Genomic DNA, 23,730 nt, shown 5'->3' on the forward strand with positions numbered 1-23,730 from the left:
TCAGGAGCAGACGATGAAGACCTTCCAAGGCAAGACGGCCGTGCTGACGGGCGCCGCTTCCGGCTTCGGCCTGGAGCTGGCCCGGCTGGCAGCGGCCCAGGGCATGAACGTCGTGATGGCCGACGTGCAGCAGGACGCGCTCGACCGCGCGGCCGAGGAGGTTCGCGGCCTCGGCGCCAGGGTGCTGCCGTTCCGGCTGGACGTGTCCAATGCGGCCCAGGTCGAGGCGCTGGGGGCCGCCACGGTCGAGCATTTCGGCGTGCCGCACCTGGTCTTCAACAATGCCGGCGTGGCCTTTGGCGGCCTGATCTGGGAACACTCGCTGAAGGACTGGGAATGGGTGGTGGGCGTCAACCTGATGGGTGTGGCCCACGGGGTGCGCGTGTTCACGCCGCTGATGCTGGAGGCCGCCCGCAGCAACCCGGAGTACCAGGGGCACATCGTCAACACCGCCTCGATGGCCGGGTTGCTGAATGCGCCGAACATGGGCGTCTACAACGTCACCAAGCATGCGGTGGTGAGCCTGTCCGAAACGCTTTACCAGGACCTGCACCTGGTCACCGAGCAGGTGGACTGCTCGGTGCTATGCCCCTACTTCGTGCCGACCGGCATCCACGAGTCGCACCGCAACCGGCCCAAGGACAGCTTGAGCCAGGCCAAGCCCACGCCCAGCCAGCTGGTGGCCCAGGCGACCAGCGCCAAGGCCGTCACCTCGGGCAAGGTGACCGCCCAGGAAGTGGCGCAGAAGGTGCTGGATGCCGTGCGTGACCGGCAGTTCTACATCTACAGCCATCCGCAGGCGCTGGGCATGGTGCAGAAGCGCCTGGAAGACGTGGTGCAGGGACGCAACCCGAGCGACCCCTTCGAAGGCCGACCGGACATCGGCCAGCAGCTGCGCCAGGCACTGCGCGAGGCCATGCGCTGACCCGCGGCCCCGGCCTCACAGTGCCCTGAACACCTGCGCCAGCTGCTGGCCCATCAGGCAGTGGGTGCGGGTGGTCTTGTGGGCCCCGTCCCACAGCACATAGCCGCTGGCGACCGGCTGGCCGCCGCCGTAGTTGTCCCAGGCACAGATGTCGAGGTCGACGCACAAGGCGCGGCCTTCGGTGAAGCCGTGCCGCTGTGGCTCCGTCATCATGGCCTGGATGGCGGCATAGGCGTCGTAGAGGCACAGGCCGATGCCCAGCTCCTGCCCGGCGCGCTGCACGGCCGGCGCAATGGCTGCGTTGAGTTCCACGCCGTTGAGGTTGTCGTCGCCGTCCAGCACGGGGCGCGGGGTGCGGTTGGCCACCACGATCTGCCGGGCGCCGAGGCGGTGCAACTGGCGCAGCGCCGCCTCGATGTTGCTGCAGGCGCGCTGGATGCGGCGTTCGAGGGCCGGGCGGTCCTGGCGGTTGGCTCCGCGGATGTCGTTGGACGCGGCCCAGACCAGCACCCGGTCCTGCGGCCCCAGCACATCCCCGGCCCGCTCGAAGGCATCGATCTGGCCCAGCAGCCCGGTGCCGCTGGGGTAACCGGGCTGCGGGCTGGCAAGGCGGTAGGCGCTTTCCACGCCGGTGGTGGCACCGCCTACCGCATAGTCCACCAAGGGCAGGCCGAGCAGGGCGGCGGCGTACTCGGCCACCACCGGGCCGTTGCAGGACCGTCCTTGCCAGGCAGGCGGCGGGTTGGCCCGCCCTTGCGACAGCCGAAACAGGTTGCCGTTGTCCACATTGCTGTCACCGAACACGACCAGCCGCGGCTGGCCGTCCTGCGCCAGCGGCCAGCGCGGGCTGCCGAGCAGCAAGGCAAGGGCGCTGCTTCGAACCAGAAACGATCGCTTGGAAGCTTGCATGGATTCCTCCTGTGAATGGCAGTCCCCGGCAGAGCAATGAGGCAGGCATTCGTCCGTGGGGGAAAGGCACCGGCATCGACGTGCTCGACGACTCTAGGAGGCGGCCCGGGCCCACTGCAATCGCCCTGAGGGCCATGGCGTCGGCCCAGGCGGTGCCCGCGCGCGGCGCACCCGCGGCAATGGAAGCTGGGAGAATGGAGGCCCGCCTGCCACCTTCCAGGAACATCCACGCATGCATCCCACCCTTGCCGCCCGCTCCCGTGCCACGCTGCTGGGCCTGGCCTGGGGCGACGTGCTCGGCTGCCCGGTCGAGTACTGGCCCAAGCCGCTGATCGCCGAGGTCTACGGCCGCTACCAGACGCTGCCCGAACGCTACCCGCTGGAGCGCATCCCGGCCGACCCCTACATCCGCCAGCACCTGCGGCCGCTCGGCCTGCATTCGGACGACACCCAGCAAGCCATCGTGCTGCTGCACAGCTGCCTGCAGGACGGCGGCTGGCAGGTCGGGCGCTGGGCCGAGCAGCTGCTGCAGGGGCGCAGGCGCAAGGCCTGGCGCGGCACCGGCCGCAACTTCCGCAGTGCCGTCGCCAAGATCGCCGAAGGCTGGCCCCCGCTGCAGTGCGGCAGCGACACCGCCGGCATCGGCGGGGCGATGCGGATCGCCCCGGTCGGTGCGCTGTACCACGATCGCCCGGCCGAACTGCTGCGGGTGGTGGTGGAGGCCACCGTCACCACCCATGCCGACATCCGTGCGGTGAGCCTGGCGGTGGCGGTCGCCACCTGCTGTGCCTGGCTGGTGGATGGCATGGAGGCGGCCGAGGTGCGGGCGCGCCTGCCCGACCACCTGGCCGGCATCGAGTCCGCGGTGGCGCAGCAGGGCCTGCTGGCGCCGGTCGACGCGGCGCAGACGCATGCCGTGTCCACCACCTTGCGGCAGTTCCTCGCGACTGCCTGGGCCGACCTCGCCTCGCTGCGCGCGGCGCTTGCCGAGTTGGCCGCGTCGCTGGACGTCGACCTGCGCGGCATGGCGCCGCCCAGCAACCATGCGTTTGTCCAGCTGGGCGGCGTGCACGCTGTCTGCGTGGGCCTGTGGCCAGGGCAGGAAGCGCCGGCGGCCCTGCTGTCCGGTGTGGTGGAGGAGGGCGGCGATACCGACACGGTCGCCGCCATTGCGGGCGGCATCCTGGGCGCCCGCCACGGCGACGACTGGATCCCGCTGGCCCGCTGCAGCGACGCCGAGATGCTGGCCCGCTACGCCGATGCCACGGTGAGCGGGCAGCTGCCCGAGGCCTATGCCGACTTCCTGGAGCGCGAGCGGCGCTGGTCGGCCCTGGAGCGCGACCATGCCGCGGCACTGGCCGGCACGCCGGCGGCCTGAGGCCGGCGCGGCAGCCCGGCGGTAGTTTGTCGCGGCTGCCGCCAGCGCGCGGGGCAGGCCGGGGCTGGCCCTCCGGCGGCCGTGGCGGCCTATGGCAAACTGCCCCCTTTGCGCAGACCCCCGAACATCCAAGTGCTGGACAAGATCCTTCTTCAGATCGCGGCGGAACTCCAGGTCCGCCCGGCCCAGGTCAATGCCGCCGTCGAACTGCTCGACGGGGGCGCCACCGTGCCCTTCATCGCCCGCTACCGCAAGGAAGCCACCGACGGCCTCGACGATGCGCAGCTTCGCGAGCTCGAAACGCGCCTGACCTACCTGCGCGAACTGGAAGATCGCCGCGAGGCCGTGCTCAAGAGCATCGACGAGCAAGGCAAGCTCACGCCCGAGCTGCGCGCGGCCATCGAGGCGGTGCCGACCAAGCAGGAACTGGAAGACCTCTACCTGCCCTACAAGCCCAAGCGCCGCACCAAGGCCATGATCGCCCGCGAGGCAGGCATCGAGCCGCTGGCCGACAAGCTGTTCGCCGATCCCACGCTGGACCCGGCTGCCGAGGCCGCGGCCTTCGTCAATGCCGAGGCCGGCTTTGCCGACAGCTTCGCGGTGCTCGACGGTGTGCGCGACATCCTCTCCGAACGCTGGGCCGAGGACGCCACGCTGGTTGGCAAGCTGCGTGAGTGGCTGTGGGAGGACGGCCTGTTCCAGTCCAAGCTCATGGACGGCAAGGACCCGAACAACCCCGACGTGGCCAAGTTCCGCGACTACTTCGACTATGCCGAGCCGATCCGCACGGTGCCCTCGCACCGGGCGCTGGCGGTCTTCCGGGGCCGCACGCAGGAGCTGCTCGATGCCAAGCTGGTGCTGGACGAGGAAGTGGTCCCCGGCCAGCCGACGCTGGCCGAAGGCCGCATCGCCCGCCACCTGGGCTGGAGCCATGCCAAGCGGCCGGCCGACGAGCTGATCCGCAAGTCCATCGCCTGGACCTGGAAGGTCAAGCTCAGCCTCAGCCTGGAGCGCGACCTGTTCGCCCGGCTGCGCGAGGAGGCCGAGAAGGTCGCCATCAAGGTCTTCGCCGAGAACCTGCGCGACCTGCTGCTGGCCGCGCCGGCCGGCAAGCGGGTGGTGATGGGGCTGGACCCCGGCATCCGCACCGGCGTGAAGGTGGCGGTGGTCGACGAGACCGGCAAGGTGCTCGACACGAACACGGTCTACCCGCATGAGCCGCGCAAGGACTGGGAGGGCTCCATCCACACGCTGGGCCGGCTGTGTGCCACCCATGGCGTCAACCTGATCGCCATCGGCAACGGCACCGCCAGCCGCGAGACCGACAAGCTGGCCGGCGACCTCATCAAGCGCATCCAGCAGCTGGCGCCCGGCACCGCCATCGAGAAGGTGGTGGTCAGCGAGGCCGGTGCCTCGGTGTACTCGGCTTCCGAGTACGCCAGCAAGGAGCTGCCGGAGCTGGACGTGAGCCTGCGCGGCGCGGTCAGCATCGCGCGGCGGGTGCAGGACCCGCTGGCCGAGCTGGTCAAGATCGAGCCCAAGAGCATCGGCGTGGGCCAGTACCAGCACGACGTCAACCAGAGTGAGCTGGCGCGCAGCCTGGACACCATCATCGAGGACTGCGTGAATGCGGTCGGGGTCGACCTCAACACCGCCTCGGCACCGTTGCTGGCGCGGGTCTCGGGCCTGAGCAACGCGGTGGCCGCCGGCATCGTGCGCTGGCGCGACGCCAACGGCGCCTTCCGCAACCGCAAGCAGCTGCTCGACGTGAGCGGCCTGGGTGCCAAGACCTTCGAGCAGGCGGCCGGCTTCCTGCGCATCCGCGGCGGTGACAACCCGCTGGACATGTCGGGCGTGCACCCCGAGACCTATCCGGTCGTCGAGCGCATGCTCAGCGAGGTGGGCAAGCCCATCACGGAGGTGATGGGCCGTTCGGATGTGTTGCGCCGGCTGAAACCGGAGGCTTTCGCCGACGAGAAGTTCGGCGCCATCACGGTCAAGGACATCCTGGCCGAGCTGGAGAAGCCCGGCCGCGACCCGCGCCCCGACTTCAAGGTGGCCCGCTTCAACGAAGGCGTGGAAGACCTGAAGGACCTGCAGCCGGGCATGGTGCTGGAAGGCACGGTGAGCAACGTGGCGCAGTTCGGCGCCTTCGTCGACCTGGGCGTGCACCAGGACGGCCTGGTGCACGTGAGCCAGTTGTCGAACAAGTTCGTCAACGACGCCCGCGAGGTGGTGAAGACCGGCGACATCGTGAAGGTGAAGGTGCTGGAGGTCGACCTGGCCCGCAAGCGCATCTCGCTGACGATGAAGCTCGACGCCGCCACGCCGCGCGCCGGCAGCGGCCAGGCTGACAACAGCTACCGCCCGGCCGGCCGCGGCGAGCGCATGGGCGGCGGGCGGTCGGCGGGCGCCGCCCAGCCGGCCGGCCAGTCGGCCATGGCGGCCGCCTTCGCCAAGCTGCAGGGCAAGCGCTGAGCGCGCGGCGGCGCACCCCGGTGACAACATCTGGTTGCCGGTGGCACGCCGCTGGCGCGCCGAGGGGCGGGCAGGATCGCTACCATGGCAGCCTTCGAAACAAGGAGGCTTTCATGCAGTCGATTCCCCGCCTGATCCTTTCCTGCGCCGCACTGGCTGGCCTGGCCGCCTGCGGCCACCAGGCCACGCAGGCGCCCGCCCGGGCGGTGGCCGAGTTGAAGCCCACCGCCGGCAACCTCACCAGCGGCACCGTCGTCTTCGAGACGCACGGCGACCAGGTGATGGTCACCGCCAAGGTGCGCGGCCTGGTGCCCAACCAGGAGCACGGCTTCCACGTGCATGAAAAAGGCGATTGCTCCGCCCCCGACGCCACCAGCGCCGGCGGCCACTTCAACCCCACCGCCAAGCCGCACGGCCACAAGAGCGGCAGCGGTGAGCATCATGTCGGCGACATGCCCAACCTGAGGGCCGACGCCAACGGTATGGCCAATGCTTCCTTCCACCTGGACAAGATGAGCATCGGCAGCGGCCCCGGCGACATCCTCGGCCGTGGCCTGATCGTGCATGCCAAGCCCGACGACTACACCTCGCAGCCGGTGGGCAATGCCGGCGCCCGGCTGGCCTGCGCCGTCATCACCAAGGGCTGAGGCTGGCGGCGGGCCGGGCAGTCGCGAGGCGGCACCGCTGGCTCGCGTGGTGCGGCGCTGTGCCGCGCCGGGCAGTGGGCCGGCGTGACATCGGTCCGTGCGGCGGCTGCGCAGCGTGACACGGGTCGCCGCCCGGCGCACATAATCGTCCCCTTGCACCGCCGCCTGCGACGGCGGTGGCTTTCCTGGGGCAGCATGCAAGCACTACAGATCTACGCCGGCCCGCGGGCGTTGCAGCGCATCCGCGAGCAGGGCCTTCAGCCGGGGGACATCCAGGTCGTCGCCGGGGCCGCGGGCGGGCCGAAGGGCCTGATCCTGAGCCACCTCGACCGGCACGTCTTCGGCAGTTTCCTGGCCGGCTCGAGCCACACGGTGCACCTGGTGGGCGCCTCCATCGGCGCCTGGCGCATGGCCACCGGCGCCTTGCCGGAGCCGGCCACCCACTTCCAGCGCCTGGCCGATGGCTACATCCACGAGCGCTACGAGCCCGAGCCGGGCCGCAAGATGCCAACTGCCGAACAGGTCAGCCGCCGTTTCAGCGAGCAGCTGCAGGCCTTCTTCGAAGGGCGGATCGAGCCCTTGCTGGCCCACCCGCGCTACCGCCTGCACATCGTCACCTCGCGCGGCCGCCACCTGCTGGGGCGCGAAGGGCGGCTGCGCACGCCGCTGGGCTACCTGGGCGCACTGCTGAGCAACGCGGCCAGCCGCAAGGCGCTGAGCGCCTGGCTGGAGCGGGTGGTGTTTTCGGCGCCCGGCGAGGCGCTGCCGGTGGACCTGGCCGACCTGCGGCACCGCCGCGTGGCGCTGAGCAGTGCCAACTTCCTGCCGGCGCTGCTGGCCTCCTGCTCGATTCCCTTCGTGCTCAAGGCGGTCCACGACATCCCCGGCGGGCCGCGCGGAGCCTACTGGGACGGCGGCATCACCGACTACCACCTGCACTGGAACTACAGCTCCATCCTCGGCGCCGCACAGGCCCAGGCCGGCGAGCGGGGCGGCCTGGTGCTCTACCCGCACTTCCAGCAGGCGCTGGTGCCGGGCTGGCTGGACAAGGCGTGGCGGGCGCGCCATCGCGCCACGGCGTATCTCGACAACGTCATCGTGCTGGCGCCGCAGGCGTCCTGGGTGCAGGGCCTGCCCAACCGCAAGCTGCCCGATCGCCAGGACTTCGCCCGCTACGGGCAGGACGTGGCGGCCCGTGTGCGCGACTGGAGCCGAGCCCTGTCCGAGAGCGAGCGGCTGGCCGAGGAGTGGGCCGGCTGGCTGGAGCGCGGAACGCCCCCCACTTCGGTCTTGCCGCTGTAGCATGGCAGGCACTGCGGCGTCTCGGGGCGGGACCACCGCGGCCGGTGCCGTCAGCTTGCTGACGCAGGTCCTTCGTGTGTCTCCTTGCCGCACTCGCCCCTGATGATGAATCGCAAGCCCGTCCCCGCCTGGGCCCGGATCGGCCTGTCGCGCTGGATCGCTGCCAGCCTGTTGGCCGCCGTGCTGGTGACCGCCGTGCTGGTGGCCGCATTGGTGGAGCGCTATGCCCTGCAGCAGGCCGAGCGGCATGCGGCCCAGTCGCTGACCCAGGTCGCCTGGCAGATGCGGGACCAGCTCGACCGCGGCATGGCCGCCCGGTACAAGGACATGCTGCTGCTCGCCGGGCAGGAAACGCTGGTGGAGAGCGCCGATCCGGCCGCCATCCGCGCCTTGCTGGAGCGCGTCAAGCTCAACTTTCCCGACTACGCCTGGCTGGGCTATTGCCGCCCCGACGGCACCGTGGTGGCGGCGCTGTCCGGCTTGCTGGAGGGGCAGAACGTCAGCGCAAGGCCGTGGTTCAGCGGTGCCGGCAAGGGACCTTATGTCGGCGATGTGCACCCCGCCGTGCTGCTCGAGAAGCTGCTGCCGCGCCAGCAGGAGCCGTGGCGCTTCGTCGACATCGCGGTGCCGGTGCGCCGCGGCGGCGAGGTGCAGGCGATCCTGGGGGCGCACTTGAGCTGGGAATGGGCGCGCGAGTTGCGCCGCGACCTGCTGAGCCCGACGTCGGAGGTCTACCGCATCGAGGTCTTCATCGTGCGCAAGGACGGCCAGGTCCTGCTCGGCCCCCCCGGCTTCGAGGGCCGCACGCTGCAGCAGCCCGGGTTGCGGGCGGCGCGGGCCGGCCAGGCCGCCGACGGCATGGAGACCTGGGGAAGCGACGGCGAATTCGCCACCGCCTACGTGCCGACCCGCGGGCATGCCGGCTATCCGGGCCTGGGCTGGACCGTGGTGGTGCGGCAGCCGGTCAGCGTGGCGCTGGCCGATTTCCACCAGCTGCGCCGCGAGATCGCGCTGGCCAGTGGTGCCGCCTGCCTGCTGGCGCTGCTGCTGGCGCCGCTGGTGGGACGGCGGCTGGCCCGGCCGCTGACCCGCCTGACGCGCTCGCTGGGGCGGCGCGCCGGGGAGGCGCTGCCGCGCATCGAGCCGGCGGGCGGCTACCGCGAAGCGGCCCTGCTGTCCGATGCGCTGCTGGAAATGCGCGACAGCGTCGCCCGCCATGCCGAGCAACTGCAGGCCCTCAACGAATCGCTGGAGCGCCGGGTGGCCGAGCGGACGGCCGAGCTGGCCCAGCGCGAAGAAGACCTGCGGGCCATCATCGAGCATGCGCGCGAGGCCTTCATCCGCATGGACCCGAAGGGCTGTGTGCTGGAATGGAACCGGCATGCCGAGGAGCTGTTCGGCTGGTCGCGCACCGAGGTGATCGGCCGCGAACTGGCGGAGCTCATCATTCCGCCGGCGATGCGGGAGCGCCACCGCCGCGGCATGGCGCGCTTCCTCAGCAGTGGCGAGGGTGCCATCATCAACCAGCGCATCGAGGTGCCGGCCTTGCGGCGCGACGGGCGGGAGATGCTGGTGGAGCTGGTCGTCGGCGTCACCCGGCTGGGGCCGCACCTGAGCTTCAATGCCTTCCTGCACAACATCGAGGAGCGCCGGCGCGCCGAGCAGGCCTTGCGCGACAGCCGCGAGACGCTCCGGGCAGTGGCCGACAACCTGCCGGCCCTGGTGGCCCTGGTCGACACCGAGCTGCGCTACCGCTTCACCAACCGCACCTACCAGGACTGGTACGGGGAGGCGCCCGAGGCGCTGATCGGCAAGCACATGTCCGAGCTGCTCGGCCAGGACATGGTGGCCCGGCTGCAGCCGCAGATCGACCGGGCGCTGGCCGGCGAGCGCGTGGTCTTCGAGGCCGAAGGGCGCGCCGGCCACGAGCAGCGCCACCTGCACGTCACCTTCGTGCCGCAGCAGGGTGAGGGCGGCCAGGTGCTTGGCTTCTTCCTCGTCGTGCTCGACATCACCGAGCGCAAGCAGCGCGAGCTGAGCCTGGCGCAGCAGGCCCGCCACGATGCCCTGACCGGGCTGCCGAATCGGCGCTTCCTGATGGAGCTGCTGCCCCAGGCCATGGCCCGCTGCGGCCGCACCGGCGCCCCGCTGGCCTTGTTGTTCCTCGACCTCAACGGCTTCAAGGAAGTGAACGACGCGCATGGCCACCAGGCCGGCGATCTGCTGCTCAAGGAGGTCGCCCAGCGCTTGCGCGCCGTGCTGCGCAAGGGCGACACGGTGGCCAGGCTGGCGGGCGACGAATTCGTCATCCTGCTGGAGCCGGTGCCGGGTGGCCGGCACAGCGCGCAGCAAGTGGTGGAGAAGGTGCACGCGGCCTTGCGCGAGCCGGTGGCGCTGGCACCCGGGGTGCAGGTGGCCGTCAGCGCCAGCGTCGGGCTGTCGGTTTACCAGCCGGGCGACGCCAGCACGCCGGAGAAGCTGCTGTCCGGCGCCGACGCCGCCATGTATGCCGACAAGCGCGCCAGCCGCGCCGCACGCGACAGCGGCTTCGGCGCCACGCTGGTGTGAGTGCGGAGGCGGCTCAGTCGCGCTCGCGCGGCCGCGCGTAGAAGCGGGCCACCGCCAGGCTGATCTGCGAGGACACGTTGCGCAGCGCCTGCCGCTCCCGCAGCGTCCAGTCACGCGGCGCGCCGGTCTGCTCGATGCACACCACGCCGAAGATCTTGCCGTTCACCTTGAAGGTGGTGTCCAGCAGCGAGCGGATGCCGCGCGGCAGGAAGTAGGGCGCCACCAGCCCCTGCAGGTGAGGGTCGGTCAGCACGTCGATGCTGGCGTACACGCCGTGCTGCAGCAGGGCCTCGAAATAGCCGTGGTACTCGGACTGGTTCAGCACGTCGCCGCCGCTGGACGGGCCCTCGGCCTCGTCGAAGGCAGCCACGCAGGTCAGCGAGAGGTCGCCGGGCGCAGCGCCGCCGAAGCGCCACAGGCTGGCGCGCGAGCAGGCGAAGGTCGTCTGCAGCTCGACGCAGAGGCGAGCCCGGTAGTCGGCTACCGACAGCCGGTCATTCAACAGGTCGGCGTTGTGCGCCCGGACGGCCGCGGGCAGGCCATCCAGCGAGGACAGGTGGCCGGATGCGGGCCCGGCAATGGGAGCGGCAGTGCTCATGCGTCGACCGATGGTGTGAAGCGGGGGTGGCAGGTCCGCCCCGGGCCCGCGATGCCGCAACGCGGCAGCGCCGGTTGGGCCCGATGCCGGCCTTCTGAAGGGGATATCGGCCGTTGCAGGCACCACTGAAACGGCGTTACACCTTCGCTCACGGCGGTCCAGTTCGAGCAGGGCGGCTGGCCAGGGCGCCGGTCCGGCGTCCACTCCCGGGCCGGCCAGGACCCAGGCACGCGAGGCATGGGTGGCAGCGCTGTCCAGCGTGGCGAGGAGATGGCCGCGGGCGGACGGGTCGAGCCCGTCGAAGGGCCGGTCCAGCAAGGTCACGCGGGTGCCGGCCGACAGGGCGGCGGCCAGCGCCACCTTGCGCTGGGCCCCGCTCGGCAGCGCGCCCAGCCGCTGCTGCAGGTGGCCGGCCAGGCCGAAGGCCTGCACATGCTGGCCCAGCGCGCCGACGTCGAAGCCCGGGTACAGGCCCTGCAGGAAGCCAAAGTACTCGGGAGGCCGCAGGTGGTCGAAGGGCAGCGGGCCGTCGCCGCACCAGAACACCTGCTGCCGATAGCGGCGTGGCTCGCTGGCCGCCTCGACCGGCCCGATCAGCAGCCGCCCCGCCGCCGGCGCCAGGGCGCCACCGAGCAGCTTCAGCAGCGTGGACTTGCCGCTGCCAGGGCGGCCCTGCAGCCAGGTGAGGCCGGCCGACACGGTGGCCGACCATGCCGTGAAGAGCGGCCGCCCGGGGTAGCCGAAGTCCAGTTGCTCGACCGTCAGCAGCGGCTGTGCACGACCCGGTGGCGCGGCATGGTTCATGAACGGGCCACCTGCAGGGCGAGGCCGACCATGGCCAGCAGCGTCAGCAGCTGGCCGCTGGCGGCGCGTGGCCCGGGCCGCTTTGCCACCTGCAGGCCGCTGCCGGCCAGGCAGGCCATGCAGTACGCGGTCAGCGCCGCGGGGCGGACTGCCTGCTGGCAGGCGGCTGGCACCAGCGCCAGCAGGCCCATGGCCATCGGCAGCATGGCCGCGAGCCGGCGCCAGCCCGCCCAGCAGGTGGGTGGGGGCAGCGGCAGCCAGGCGCAGGCGGCGTGCAGGCGGCCCAGGTGCTGATCGATGCGACGCTGCAAGGCCTGCGTCACCGCCAGCCCGAGTGCCCCGAAGCCGGCCAGCCAGGCTTCCAGCCCCGACCCGCTCCAGGCGGTGACGGACGCTGCGCAGAGCAGGGCGGCCGACGCCAACAGCAGCTCCCTGGCCGCTGCCGGCGCTCGCCACACGGGGAGCCACCACAAGGCCAGCAACGCCGGCGTGGCGGCCGTCCATGCCGCCGCCCGTCCCCGCAAGCGACGCCGCCGCTGCAGCAAGGCCAGGCTGGTGCCGAGCGACAGCGACATGGAAGCAGCCAGCAGCGTCATGGCAAGCCACCCGTGGCTTGCAGGCGGGAATGCGCCAAGCGCGCCCGCGGCATACAGCCCGAACAGCGGCAGCAGCAGCGCGCCGACCAGCAAGCCATCGCTGCCCAGCAGGACGCCGCGGCCCAGTGGCCACGCTTGCTCCAGCTCGGTCCAGCCCGGCCGCCACAGGCGATGCTGCGCGGCGCGCACCAGCGCGATGCCGGGCAGCGCATGCAGGCTGACCACCGGCAGGGCGATCCACATCGGCTGGGTGGCGGCCCAGTGGAGCGGCTGGACGCTGGCAACAGCCAGCGTCGCAAGCAAGGAGGGGGCGCGCCAGCCTGCCAGCAGCGCCAGCAGGGCGACCGTCGCCCACCCGGCGGCACGGCGGTGCCGTGCGGCCGGGGCCGGCCCGGCAAGGGCGTGGCGCAGCCGCAGGTTCAGGTAGGCCGCGGCCGGCCAGCGGATCGGCAGCAGCGGCGCCAGTGCCGGCGCGCTGGCCGGCGCGGTGACCAGGGGAACTCGCTGTGCTGCTGGCTCGACATTCATGCAGGACCTGGCAAGGCTGTTCTTGTCTCGATACGCACCGGGGGCCGCGCGGCCCGGCCGTGCCCGCGGGCGCGCGCCGCCTCAGGGCCACGCTGCCGCGGGGAGGCGGGGACGCGAAGCGGCGTATTGTGTCAGCGCCGTGGCGCCAGGTCCGCAACAATGGTCCAGCGGCAGGCGCTTGAGCAAGCGCCAAGCCCATGCCGCCCCCGCGGACGGGTGCCGGGTCAACCCTGATGCCGGACCGTGACTCTCACCTTTTCCTTGGGAAATGCTGTTGTGAAGTAGCTGCTTTACGTATGAAGCGCAAGCTTCTATACCTGAAGCATTCCCTGGCCGATACATGCCTTTTCAATAGAGACGAGTCCGCCTGCCGAATGATGCAAGCACTGGAACTGTTTCGGAGCTTGCCTTGAAAGCGTCTTACCTTCCCAGCCCCTCACAGCTTCGGCCCTGGCGGCATGCCGCCACCGCAGTACTTGTCCTTTCCGGGTCCGCCACCGCATGGGCGGTTGACACGGTGTTCACCGGCGCGGCGCCCCAGAATACCTTCTGGGACCTGAGCGCCAACTGGTCGGCCGGCCTGCCGGTGACGGCGACGACACGGGCCCTGCTCGGCGAACACGACAGCGAGGTGCGCCGCGGCTCTTTCGCGGTCGGCACGCTCACCGGCAGCGGCTTCCTCACCGTGAGCGGCGGCCAACTGGTGCTGCACCAGCCGGGCTCCGGCATTGGCAACCTGTACCTGAGTGGCGGCCGCTTGAGCGGCGGTGGCAGCCTGAGTGCCCGGTCCTTCCACTGGCGGGCTGGCGAACTGGCCGGCCCGGCCCTCACCGTGACGGGCAGCAGCAACCTGGCGGGCGACCTGCGTGCCGGCGCCAGCCGGGTCGAATTGCTCGGCGCTTCGACGGCAGAGGGCGCCACGCTGTCCTTCGCCGGCATCACCGGCGGCTTCTACCACCGTGGCAGCCTCGGCGCCACCGCGGGCCGCCTGCAGTTCGACGTCACCGACAACGCCGCCTGGGTCAATACCGGCGTGATCGAGGTCAAGGACGGCGGCCTGCGCACCTACCTCGGCACCATCTCCCAGGCCGGGACGATGCGCATCGCCGACAACGGCCGCTTCGTGCTGGACCACAACGGCCCCGACAGCATGCTGAGCACCGGCAACTGGCACATCGGCCGCGACGCCACGCTGTCGGTGATCGGCTCCACCGCGTGGCACGACTTCGCCGCCGGCACCGTCACCAACCATGGCAGCCTGCGCATCGACGATCCGGCGCTGGGCACGGTGGTGTCCTTCCATGCCGCCGCCACGCTGCAGGGCAGCGGCGGGGTCGACCTGGGACGCGGGCGCTTCGAATACCACAACCCCGAGACGCTCCAGCTCGGCTGGCTGCGGCTGGCCGGGCCGGAAGACCCGATCGACCATGGCCCGAGCACCGTCATGGTGGCTGGCGGCCTCACGGTCGACCGGCTGGACTGGGGCCACGGCAACCTCGAGGCCGGCGGGCCGGTGACCGTCACCGGCCGGGCACAGCTGAGCGGCTGGGGCCTGCGGACCACGCCGGACGGGCAATGGCTGCTCGAGAAAGTCATGACCGGCCGCTGGAATTTCGAGGACGAGGTGCGCTGGGACGGTGCGGCCCCCATCAGCGGCGACGCCACGATCCACCTTGGCGCGGGTGCGCGCTTCATCGACCAGAACAGCTACCGGCCCGGCCCGGGCGGGGTGTCGGCGCGCTACATCGGCGCCACCGTCGAGAACCGCGGCGTCTACGAGATGGTGGGCGGTGGCGCCACCTCCATCGGCCGCATGGTGAACCACGGCCGGGTGCGCGTGTCCGGCGGCAGCGAGCTGACGCTGGCCGACTTCAGCAACCACGGCAGCTTCGAGGCCATCGACTCCCGGATCAACCTGGGCGCCCGGCGTTCGACCACCCTGCAAGGGCGCTACGTGATGCGCAACAGCGAGCTGATGCTGTACGACACCTGGACCGGCGGCTTCCGCGTCAACCAGGGCAGCGTGGTGCTGGACGGCGCCGGCAGCCGGCAGACGGTGTTCGCGAACCAGCTCGACAACCAGGGCAGCCTGGCCGCGCTGCGCGGGGCCGAGCTGGAGCTGGGCGGAGTGGCCCAGCACGGCGAGGTGGTGGTGGATGCCGAGAGCGCGGTGCGGCTGACCGGCGCCTTCGTGCAGAGCGGTGACGCCGCGCGCACCTGGGTGGACGGCCGGCTGGCGGCCGACAGCGTGCGCATCGACGGCGGGCGCTTCAGCGCCGGGCTGGAGGGGCGCACCGGCAGCGCGGATCTGGCGGCGCAGCTGGTGAGCTTCAACTCCGGCGTGTTGCTGGTCGACATCCAGGACCGGGTGCACTTCGACCAGCTGGCCATCACCGGCGAGGCCCACCTCGGCGGCACCCTGCAGCTGGTCTTCGGCGATGCGTCGCCCAGCTATGGCGTCTGGCGCATCATGACGGCCGGCAGTGGCGTCTTCGGCCGCTTCGACGAGGTCGACTGGGGCCTGGACCCGGCCGCCTACCGGGTCAGCGTGCTCTACGGTGCCGATTATGTGGACCTGAGCGTGTCGGCGGTGCCCGAGCCGTCGACCTGGGCACTGACGCTGCTGGGCGTGCTGTTCGCCGTGCAGCGCAGCCGCCGCAGCCGGTGTCGCGACAGCACCGGCTGAGCTGGCTCGCAGGCCGCGGCGGCCCGCTCCGAGCCGCGGCCGCGACCGACTGCTTACACTAGCCGCTCAACCCGCCACACAGAACGCGGGGGAGCGACTACATGGGCATGACTGCGAGCTTTCTTGTCATTGCGCTGCTGATCGGCGTCAGCGCCTTCTTCTCCATCGCCGAGATCTCTCTTGCCGCTGCACGCCGGCTGCGCCTGCGACAGATGGCCGACGAAGGCGAACCCCGCGCGCAGCGGGTCATCGAGGTGCAGGAGCAGCCGGGTTCCTACTTCACGGTGGTCCAGGTGGGGCTCAATGCGGTGGCCATCCTGGGCGGCATCGTCGGCGAAGGTGCGCTCACGCCCTATCTGGCCGACGTGTTCCTCAACCTCACCGATGCGGAGACTGCCAAGACAGCCGGGTTCCTGGTCTCCTTCCTGACCGTCACCTCGCTGTTCATCCTGTTCGCCGACCTGTTTCCCAAGCGTCTGGGCATGACCCAGCCCGAGCAGGTGGCCATCCGCGTGGTGACGCCCATGCTGTGGTGGGTCACCCTGCTCAAGCCGGTGGTGTGGTTCTACAACAGCCTGGCCAACGGCCTGTTCAAGCTCTTCGGGCTGCCGGCCAAGCGCGACGACCGCATCACCCACGACGACATCCTGGCGCTCACCGAGGCGGGCACCCAGGCCGGTGTGCTGCTGGCGCAGGAACAGCAGGTGATCGAGAACATCTTCGAGCTGGACGTGCGCACGGTCGAGAGCTCGATGACCTCGCGCGAGCGCATCGTCTATTTCCTGGTGAACGACCCGGAGGAGCAAATCCGCGCCCGCATCGTGGCTGAGCCGCATTCCACCTACCTGGTGTGCGACAAGCACATCGACGAAGTGGTGGGCTATGTGGACGCGGCCGACCTGTTCCAGCGGGTGCTGAAGAAGGAGCCCATCTCGCTGCAGGGCCCGTCGGCCGAAGGCCTGCTGCACAAGGTGCTGATGGTGCCCGACAGGATCACGCTGTCGGAGGTGCTGACGCAGTTCCGCCAGGCGCACGAAGACTTCGCGGTCATCGTCAACGAGTACAGCCTGGTGGTCGGCGTGATCACCCTCAACGACGTGATGAGCACCGTGATGGGCAGCCTGGTGGGGCCGCACGACGAGGACCAGATCGTGCGCCGCGAGGACGGCTCCTGGCTGATCGACGGCGTGACGCCGGTGTTCGACGTGATGCGAGCCATCGGCCTTGACGAACTGCCGCACCAGGGCCAGTACGACACCCTGGCCGGCTTCCTGATGGTGATGCTGCGCCGCATCCCGCGGCGCACCGACAGCGTCAGCTGGGGCGGCTACAAATTCGAGGTGATGGACGTCGACAGCTACCGCATCGACCAGGTGATGGTGACGCGGCTGCCCGACGCCTGAGCAGCCCAGCCGCGCCGCCGGCCGGCGCCTGCGGGCGCAGCGGCGCCCGCTACATCGATGCCTCCAGCATCGCCCGGTAGTCGTCCGCACTGGCCAGGCGCGGGTTGGTCTTGTGGCAGTGGTCGGCCATGGCGCCGGAGATGATGCGGCTGAACATCGAGCGCTCCACGCCCATGGCGGCCAGCCCGGTCGCCAGGCCCAGGCGGGCGTTCATGTCGCGCAGGGCGGGCGCCACGTCGGCCGCCGCCGGCAGGCCCATGGCATGCGCCATGCGTTCCAGGCGCCGCTCGCGCTGCACCGACTCGGCCCCGGCATTGAAGGCCACCACCGCCGGCAGGAACACCGCGTTCAGGGTGCCGTGGTGCAGCCGCGGGTTGGCGCCGCCGAGGCTGTGGCTGAGGCTGTGCACGCAGCCCAGGCCTTTCTGGAAGGCGAGGGCGCCCTGCATCGAGGCGCTCATCATCTGGCGCCGCGCTTCCCGGTCGCCACCGTCGCGGGTGGCCCGCTCGATGTGGGCCCAGCCGCGCGCCAGCCCGTCGAGCGCGATGCCGTCGGCCGGCGGGTTGAAGGCGGCCGACAGGAAGGTCTCAACGCAGTGGGCGATGGCGTCCATGCCGGTCGCGGCGGTGAGGGTGGGCGGCAGCCCGATCGTCAGCTCGGGGTCGCAGATCGCGGCCTTGGGCATCAGATGCCAGGAATGGAAGCCGAGCTTGCGGCCGTCGTCCACGATGATGATGGCCCCGCGCGCCACCTCGCTGCCGGTGCCGGCGGTGGTGGGCACCGCGATCAGCGGGGCGGCCCGGTCGGTGATGCGGGCGCTGCCGCCTTCGATGGTGGCGTAGCTGGTCAGCGGCCCCGGATGGGTGGCGGCAATCGCCACGCCCTTGGCCAGGTCGATGCTGGAGCCGCCGCCCACCGCCACCAGCCCGTCGCAGCCATGCGCTTGGTAGAGGCCGACGGCGGCGCGCACCGCGGCCTCGGTCGGGTTGGACGGCGTACCGTCGAAGACCGCGGTGCCGGCCGGCCCGAGCGCGTCCTGTGCCCGCTGCAGCACGCCGGCGGCGCGCACGCCGGCATCGGTCACCAACAGGGGGTGCCGGATGCCAGCACGCTGGCATTCCTCGGGCAACAGCGCGATGGCGCCGAAGTCGAACTGGATCTGGGTCAGGTAGCTGATCAAGGCCATGGGTCGGCTGGCGCCCGCCGGCGCATACGCTGGGGAGGAAAGGCCAGTATGCTTGCCTTCTTCGTACATGGACATCGGGAGACACCATGAAGGGATTGCTGCGGCTGCGCCTGGCGGCGCTGGGGCTGGCCGCCTGCAGCGCCGGCATGGCGGCTGCTGCCTGCCCCTCCGACATCGAGGTGGCGCGGCTGGCGGCACGCTACATGGCGCTGGAGCCGGCCGACAACCCCGCGCCCATGAGCGTGGCCGATGCCGCCTGTGGCCGCGACAAGCTGGTGGCCTACCTGGAGCAGCAACTGGGCCGCAAGGCGGGCTACAAGGCCGGCCTCACCAACCCCGCGGTGCAGAAGCGCTTCCACCACGACAGCCCGGTGCGCGGCACGCTGTTCTCGGCCATGCTGCTGCCCAGCGGCGCGCAGTTTCCGGCTCGCTTCGGCGCCCGGCCGCTGTTCGAGGCCGACCTGCTGGTACGGGTGAAGAGCGCTGCCATCCACCAGGCCCGCACGCCGGCGCAGGTGATGCAGCACATCGATGCGGTCATTCCCTTCATCGAGCTGCCCGACCTGCTGGTGCAGGACCCGGCCCGGCTGGACGGCGCCGGCATCACCGCCATCAACGTCGGTGCCCGCTGGGGCGTGATGGGCGAGCCCATCAAGGCCACACCGGCCATGGTGGCGCAGCTGGCCGCCATGACGGTCAAGGTGCTCGACGGCGACGGCCGCGAACTCGACCGCGGCCAGGGCCGCGACCTGATGGGCCACCCGCTGCAGGCCGTGATCTGGCTGGCCGAGGACGTGCGCCGTGCTGGAGGGCGGCTGCAGCCGGGGGACCTGCTGAGCCTGGGCTCCTTCTCGAAGCTGATGCCGCCGCAGGCCGGCCTGTGGGTCAAGGTGGTGTACGAAGGCCTTGAAGGGATGGAGGGCACGCCCGAGGTGGGCGTGAGTTTCCGCTAGCCCTTGGGCGATCGGCCCATCGCCGACCGACCCCCTTGATTGACTCACCGGCCGCAAGCAAGCACCGGCCATCGCACGGGCAGAGCCCGAGGACATCGTGAATTCGTCTTTGCTGACCCCGCGGATGGCGGGCGTGATCGACCGCATCCGCCGCGCCAACCGCCCCCCTTACTACACCTTGCCGCCGTCCGAAGCCCGGCAGGCCTACCTGGCCGCGGCCGAGATCCTGGACCTGCCGCGCGCGCCGCTCGCCAGGGTGCACGACCTGGTGCTGCCGGCCGATGACGGCAGCCCCCTGCCAGCCCGGCTGTACGCGCCCTCGCACGAGCGGCTGCCAGCCTTGCTTTACCTGCATGGTGGCGGCTTCACCATCGGTGGCATCGAGACGCATGACAGCCTGTGCCGCCAGCTGGCTCTGCGCAGCGGCGCTGCGGTGGTCTCGCTGGAATACCGGCTGGCGCCCGAGCACCGCTTTCCGGTGGCCGTGGACGATGCCTGGGCCGGGCTGCGGGGCCTGCATGAGCGCGGCGAGGCGCTGGGCCTGGACACCCGGCGGCTGGCGGTCGGCGGCGACAGCGCCGGGGGCACCCTGGCTGCGGTCTGCGCCATCCTGGCACGCGACGCCGGGCTGCCGCTGGCTTTGCAGCTGCTCGTGACGCCTGGCACCACCGCGCACCAGGACACCGCGTCGCACGCCACCTTTGCCGAAGGCTTCGTGCTGGAGCGCGCCGCCATCGAGTGGTTCTTCGCGCAGTACATCGACCCTGCCGACCGCAGCGACTGGCGCTTTGCCCCGCTGAACGCGCCGGACCTCGACGGCGTGGCACCGGCCTGGGTCTGCCTGGCCGAATGCGATCCCCTGGTGGACGAAGGCATCGCCTACGCCGATCGTCTGCGGCTGGCTGGCGTGCCGGTGTCGCTCGAGCTCTACCGCGGCCTGACGCACGACTTCATCAAGATGGGTCGCGCCATCCCGGAAGCCTTGCAGGCCCAGGCGGACGCCGCCGACGCCTTGCGGGAGGCCCTGTTCGATGAAGCGCGCTGATTTCCGGTTCGTGCACCGGCTGCGGGTGCGCTGGGCCGAGGTGGATGCCCAGAAGATCGTCTTCAACGGCCACTACCTGACCTACTTCGACACCGCGATGTCCGAGTACTGGCGCGCGCTGGCGCTGCCGTATCCGCAGGCGCTGGAGTCGCTGGGCGGCGACCTGTATGTGAAGAAGGCCAGCCTCGAATACCACAGCTCGGCTCGCTATGACGACCAACTGGAGATCGGCATCCGCTCGGTGCGGGTCGGCCACTCCTCGATGGGCTTCGAGCTGGGCATCTTCCGGCTCGACCAGTGGCTGGTCGGCGGCGAGCTGGTGTACGTGTATGCCGACCCCGCCACCCAGACCTCGGTGCAGGTGCCGCAGGACCTGCGCGAGGCGCTGGCCGCCTACGAGGCCGGCAAGCCGATGATCGAGCTGCGGGTGGGTGGCTGGGACACGCTGGGCCGCGATGCCAAGCTGGTGCGTACCGAGGTCTACATCGACGAGCAGCGCATTGCCGCCCACATGGAGTGGGACGAAGCCGACCTGGCCTGCGTGCATGCCGTGGCCTACAACCGGCTCGGCATGCCGCTGGCCACCGGCCGCCTGATGGAGCACGTGCCGGGCGTCGCCAAGATCGGCCGGATGGCCACCCGCCGTTCGATGCGCGGTGGCGGTGCCGGCCGCGCGGTGCTCGATGCCTTGATGCGGGAGGCCCGGCAGCAAGGCTACCGCGAAGCGGTGCTGCATGCCCAGACCTCGGCCGCCCCGTTCTACATGCGGGCCGGCTTCCTGCCACGTGGGCCCGAGTATGAGGAGCTCGGCATCGCGCACGTGGAGATGGTGAAGGCGCTTTGAGGCTGCGGACGCAGTAGTTCGACGCAGCGTCGAGCCGGCGCGCAAGCCGCTGGTGCCCGGCCGGCAAGTGCGGCGTGCGCCAGCGCGCCGGTCGAAGGCCGGCCAACTCGCTGCGTGGTGCTGCCGCCGCACCGCCGGCACCGTCACGTCGTCATGGTCCAGCCAGCTGCGCCGGCACACCACGGCACCAGCACCAGGGCATCACGGCATTGCAGCAATGCGGCGCCACCGCCCCATGGTGCGCCGCCGCAACACGACTCGCCCGACCATGCACGGCCTTGCCGTCCGTGCGCCCTCCACGAAACAGGCGCAACGACCTGCGCGGTCCTCCCAGCGCGGGGCGGAAGCCGGACCTGCCAGCGGCACGCCCCCCCGGCGCCGTGCGACACCGGGCCCACCGGCGGAGGGCCGCCGCCGGCCGCTTCGGCACCCCGGCCGAAGGGGCGGTTGGACTGGCCGGGTCGCCGTTCTGCACCTATAAACAATTTGATTCAAATGGGATCAAGTTAGGGAGTGTGTGACGGTTATGTGAAAGGTATACCCCGCGTCCTGGAAATAAAACGAGCGTGCTGCCGAGCGCCAGTCGCAAGCCGCTACACGACGAGAGGCACCCCGATGTCGAGAACATTTGAGCTGTTGACCCCGCTGGGCCCCGACGCCTTGCGGCTGCACCGGATGCACGGGCGCGAGGAAATGGCGCGCCTGGGCGAGTTCGAGATCGACGCGCTGAGCGAGCGCGAGGATCTGGACCCGGATGCGATCCTGGGCAAGAAGGTCGCCGTGCGGGTGGAGCAGGCGATGGGTCCGCACCGCGTCTTCAGCGGGCATGCCACCCGGTTCTCGCAGGTGGGTGTGGCGGGCCGCTTCCACCTCTACCGGCTGACGGTGCGACCCTGGCTGTGGTTCCTCACGCGGACGGCGAACTGCCGCATCTTCCAGCAGATGAAGGTGCCCGACATCCTCAAGCAGGTGTTCGACACGCATGGCGACATTGCCACCACCGAGTTCGAGCTGACTGCCCAGTACCGCGAGTGGGAGTACTGCGTGCAGTACCGCGAGACGGACTTCGACTTCGTCAGCCGGCTGATGGAGCAGGAGGGCATCTACTACTACTTCCGGCACGAGGGCGACAAGCACACCATGGTGCTGGCCGACTCCTACCGGGCCCACGATGCCCAGCCCGGCTGCGAGCGCCTGCCCTTCCTGCCGCGCGAGCAGGCGGCGCGGGCCGAGGTGGAGCATGTGAGCCAGTGGAGCTTCGGCCGCGAGATCCAGCCGGTGCGCTATGTGCACGACAACTTCGACCCGGAGAAGCCGCGCGTCAAGCTGCAGAGCATGGCCGCCGTGCAGCGTGGCCACGAGCTGTCGCATTTCGAGGTCTACGACTATCCCGACAAGCACACCACCGCCGCCGATGGCGAGTTCTATGCTCGCGTGCGGCTGGAGGAATTGCAGTCCCGCTTCGAGATCGCGCATGGCGAGACCAACTCGCGCGGCCTGGCGGTGGGCCATCTGTTCCACCTCTTCGGCCAGCCACGGCCGGACCAGAACCGGGAGTACCTGGTGCTGGGCGCCACCTACCAGGCCGAGGGCGAGGAGTACGAGTCCTCCAGCAGCTCGGGCGCACGCTGGGCCTGCAGCTTCACCGCGCTTCCGAGCCAGCAGCCCTTCCGTCCCGCACGGCGCACACCCAAGCCGATCGTCCAGGGGCCGCAGACGGCCATCGTGGTGGGGCCGGCCGGCGAGGAGATCTACACCGACGCGCAGGGCCGGGTGAAAGTGCGCTTCCACTGGGACCGCTACAGCGCCGGTGACGAGAACAGCTCGTGCTGGATCCGGGTGTCGCAGCCGTGGGCCGGCAAGGGCTGGGGGGGCGTGAGCATCCCGCGCATCGGGCAGGAGGTGATCGTCGATTTCATCGAAGGCGACCCGGACCGGCCCATCATCACCGGCCGCGTCTACAACGCCGAGCTGATGCCGCCGTATGCGATGCCCGGCGTGGTGAGCGGCCTGAAGTCGCAGACGCACAAGGGCGCTGGCTACAACGAGCTGGCCATGGACGACACCGCGGGCAAGGAGATGATGAACATCCATGCCCAGTACGACATGGCCACCAAGGTGCTGAACGACCAGGCCAACACCATCCTGAACAACCAGACCAACACGGTGCAGAACAACCGCACGACCACCGTGCAGGCGGGCAACGACACGCTCACCGTGGTGGCCGGCACGCGCACCGTGACGGTCAAGGGCGACAGCACGCACACCGTGCAGTCGGGCTCGCGTGCGGTGACGGTGCAGTCGGGCGACTACACCGCGGTGGCGGCGAAGTCGGTGGTGCTGCACGGCCAGGGCAAGGGCGTCAACATCCAGGGCGACGCCGAGGGCGTGGCCATCACCGGCAATGCCAAGGGCGTCACCATCGTCGGCAATGACGAGGGGCTGCAGATGACCGGCAACGCCAAGGGCGCGACGCTCACCGGCAATGGCGAAGGCGTGACGGTCACCGGCAATGGCCAAGGCGTGACGGTCACCGGCAACGCCAAGGGCGTGACCATCACCGGCAACGGCGAAGGCGTGCACATCACCGGCAACGACCAGGGCACCACCGTGGTGGGCAAGGGCAAGGGGGTGCTGGTGGACGGGCAGGGCGAGGGCGTGACCATCATCGGTGCGCCGGTCAGCCAGATGAGTGGCACCAGCGAGGCCAAGGTGTTCGCTCCGACCATCCAGGTGGGCGACGGCAAGGGCCAGGTGACGGTGGCCGGCGCCAAGGTGGTGCTGACCGCGGGCGGTGCCACCATCACGCTGGACGCCTCGGGCATCACGCTGCAGGGCACCATCGCCCACATCAACTGAACCCGGCTCACTGACCCCGAT

Annotated in this window: 16 protein-coding genes; 12 read left to right on the forward strand and 4 right to left on the reverse strand. The window is 70.8% G+C overall.

From position 1 onward, the window contains the following. Positions 1-13 precede the first annotated feature (13 nt). Positions 14-925, forward strand: coding sequence for an SDR family oxidoreductase (locus N7L95_RS02455; protein ID WP_301258224.1), 912 nt, complete (start codon positions 14-16; stop codon positions 923-925). Between the two features lie 15 nt (positions 926-940). Here N7L95_RS02455 and N7L95_RS02460 read toward each other — a convergent pair whose 3' ends face one another. Next, the gene (locus N7L95_RS02460) at positions 941-1,834 is read right to left on the reverse strand and encodes an SGNH/GDSL hydrolase family protein (protein WP_301258225.1); all 894 of its coding nucleotides are present in this window, start codon (positions 1,832-1,834) and stop codon (positions 941-943) included. A 232-nt stretch (positions 1,835-2,066) separates the two neighbouring features. On the opposite strand from N7L95_RS02460, the gene N7L95_RS02465 reads away from it, so the two are divergent. The 5 genes from N7L95_RS02465 (at position 2,067) to N7L95_RS02485 (ending at position 10,207) form a co-directional block, all read left to right on the forward strand. Then, positions 2,067-3,212 (forward strand): ADP-ribosylglycohydrolase family protein, encoded by a 1,146-nt coding sequence (locus tag N7L95_RS02465; RefSeq protein ID WP_301258226.1) that lies wholly within the window; start codon positions 2,067-2,069, stop codon positions 3,210-3,212. 135 nt (positions 3,213-3,347) lie between these two features. After that, entirely contained in the window at positions 3,348-5,690 is a 2,343-nt protein-coding gene (locus N7L95_RS02470; protein WP_301260047.1) for a Tex family protein, read from the forward strand. A gap of 113 nt (positions 5,691-5,803) precedes the next feature. Next, positions 5,804-6,337 carry a superoxide dismutase family protein gene (locus tag N7L95_RS02475; protein WP_301258227.1) on the forward strand — a complete coding sequence of 178 codons (534 nt, stop codon included), beginning with the start codon at positions 5,804-5,806 and terminating at the stop codon, positions 6,335-6,337. A 195-nt stretch (positions 6,338-6,532) separates the two neighbouring features. Then, positions 6,533-7,639 (forward strand): patatin-like phospholipase family protein, encoded by a 1,107-nt coding sequence (locus N7L95_RS02480; RefSeq protein WP_301258228.1) that lies wholly within the window; start codon positions 6,533-6,535, stop codon positions 7,637-7,639. A 102-nt stretch (positions 7,640-7,741) separates the two neighbouring features. Further along, positions 7,742-10,207, forward strand: coding sequence for a sensor domain-containing diguanylate cyclase (locus N7L95_RS02485; protein ID WP_301258229.1), 2,466 nt, complete (start codon positions 7,742-7,744; stop codon positions 10,205-10,207). A gap of 13 nt (positions 10,208-10,220) precedes the next feature. Here the strand turns inward: N7L95_RS02485 and N7L95_RS02490 are convergent, their stop codons facing one another. Continuing rightward, complete coding sequence (locus tag N7L95_RS02490; protein WP_301258230.1) at positions 10,221-11,609, reverse strand: ATP-binding cassette domain-containing protein; 1,389 nt, start codon at positions 11,607-11,609, stop codon at positions 10,221-10,223. Continuing rightward, entirely contained in the window at positions 11,606-12,733 is a 1,128-nt protein-coding gene (locus tag N7L95_RS02495; RefSeq protein ID WP_301258231.1) for a hypothetical protein, read from the reverse strand. Before N7L95_RS02495 ends, N7L95_RS02490 begins: the two co-directional genes overlap by 4 nt. A 517-nt stretch (positions 12,734-13,250) precedes the next feature. On the opposite strand from N7L95_RS02495, the gene N7L95_RS02500 reads away from it, so the two are divergent. Both N7L95_RS02500 and paeA read left to right on the forward strand, forming a co-directional pair. Next, a complete protein-coding gene (locus N7L95_RS02500) occupies positions 13,251-15,419 on the forward strand; it encodes a PEP-CTERM sorting domain-containing protein (protein ID WP_301258232.1) in 2,169 nt (722 codons plus the stop codon). A gap of 101 nt (positions 15,420-15,520) precedes the next feature. Next, a complete protein-coding gene (gene paeA, locus N7L95_RS02505) occupies positions 15,521-16,822 on the forward strand; it encodes a polyamine export protein PaeA (RefSeq protein WP_301258233.1) in 1,302 nt (433 codons plus the stop codon). Positions 16,823-16,871: 49 nt separating this feature from the next. Here the strand turns inward: paeA and gbd are convergent, their stop codons facing one another. After that, positions 16,872-18,008 carry a 4-hydroxybutyrate dehydrogenase gene (gene gbd, locus N7L95_RS02510; protein WP_301258234.1) on the reverse strand — a complete coding sequence of 379 codons (1,137 nt, stop codon included), beginning with the start codon at positions 18,006-18,008 and terminating at the stop codon, positions 16,872-16,874. An 86-nt stretch (positions 18,009-18,094) separates the two neighbouring features. Here gbd and N7L95_RS02515 point away from each other — a divergent pair, with 86 nt between their 5' ends. The 4 genes from N7L95_RS02515 (at position 18,095) to N7L95_RS02530 (ending at position 23,709) form a co-directional block, all read left to right on the forward strand. Next, positions 18,095-18,961 (forward strand): 2-keto-4-pentenoate hydratase, encoded by an 867-nt coding sequence (locus N7L95_RS02515; RefSeq protein ID WP_301258235.1) that lies wholly within the window; start codon positions 18,095-18,097, stop codon positions 18,959-18,961. A gap of 124 nt (positions 18,962-19,085) precedes the next feature. Then, a complete protein-coding gene (locus tag N7L95_RS02520) occupies positions 19,086-20,006 on the forward strand; it encodes an alpha/beta hydrolase (RefSeq protein WP_301260049.1) in 921 nt (306 codons plus the stop codon). Beyond that, the gene (locus N7L95_RS02525; protein WP_301258236.1) at positions 19,993-20,850 is read left to right on the forward strand and encodes a YbgC/FadM family acyl-CoA thioesterase; all 858 of its coding nucleotides are present in this window, start codon (positions 19,993-19,995) and stop codon (positions 20,848-20,850) included. Before N7L95_RS02520 ends, N7L95_RS02525 begins: the two co-directional genes overlap by 14 nt. A gap of 615 nt (positions 20,851-21,465) precedes the next feature. Next, complete coding sequence (locus tag N7L95_RS02530; protein WP_301258237.1) at positions 21,466-23,709, forward strand: type VI secretion system Vgr family protein; 2,244 nt, start codon at positions 21,466-21,468, stop codon at positions 23,707-23,709. Positions 23,710-23,730 lie beyond the last annotated feature (21 nt).

It is taken from the genome of Eleftheria terrae (genome assembly GCF_030419005.1).
Classification (GTDB): Bacteria; Pseudomonadota; Gammaproteobacteria; order Burkholderiales; family Burkholderiaceae_C; genus Caldimonas; species Caldimonas terrae.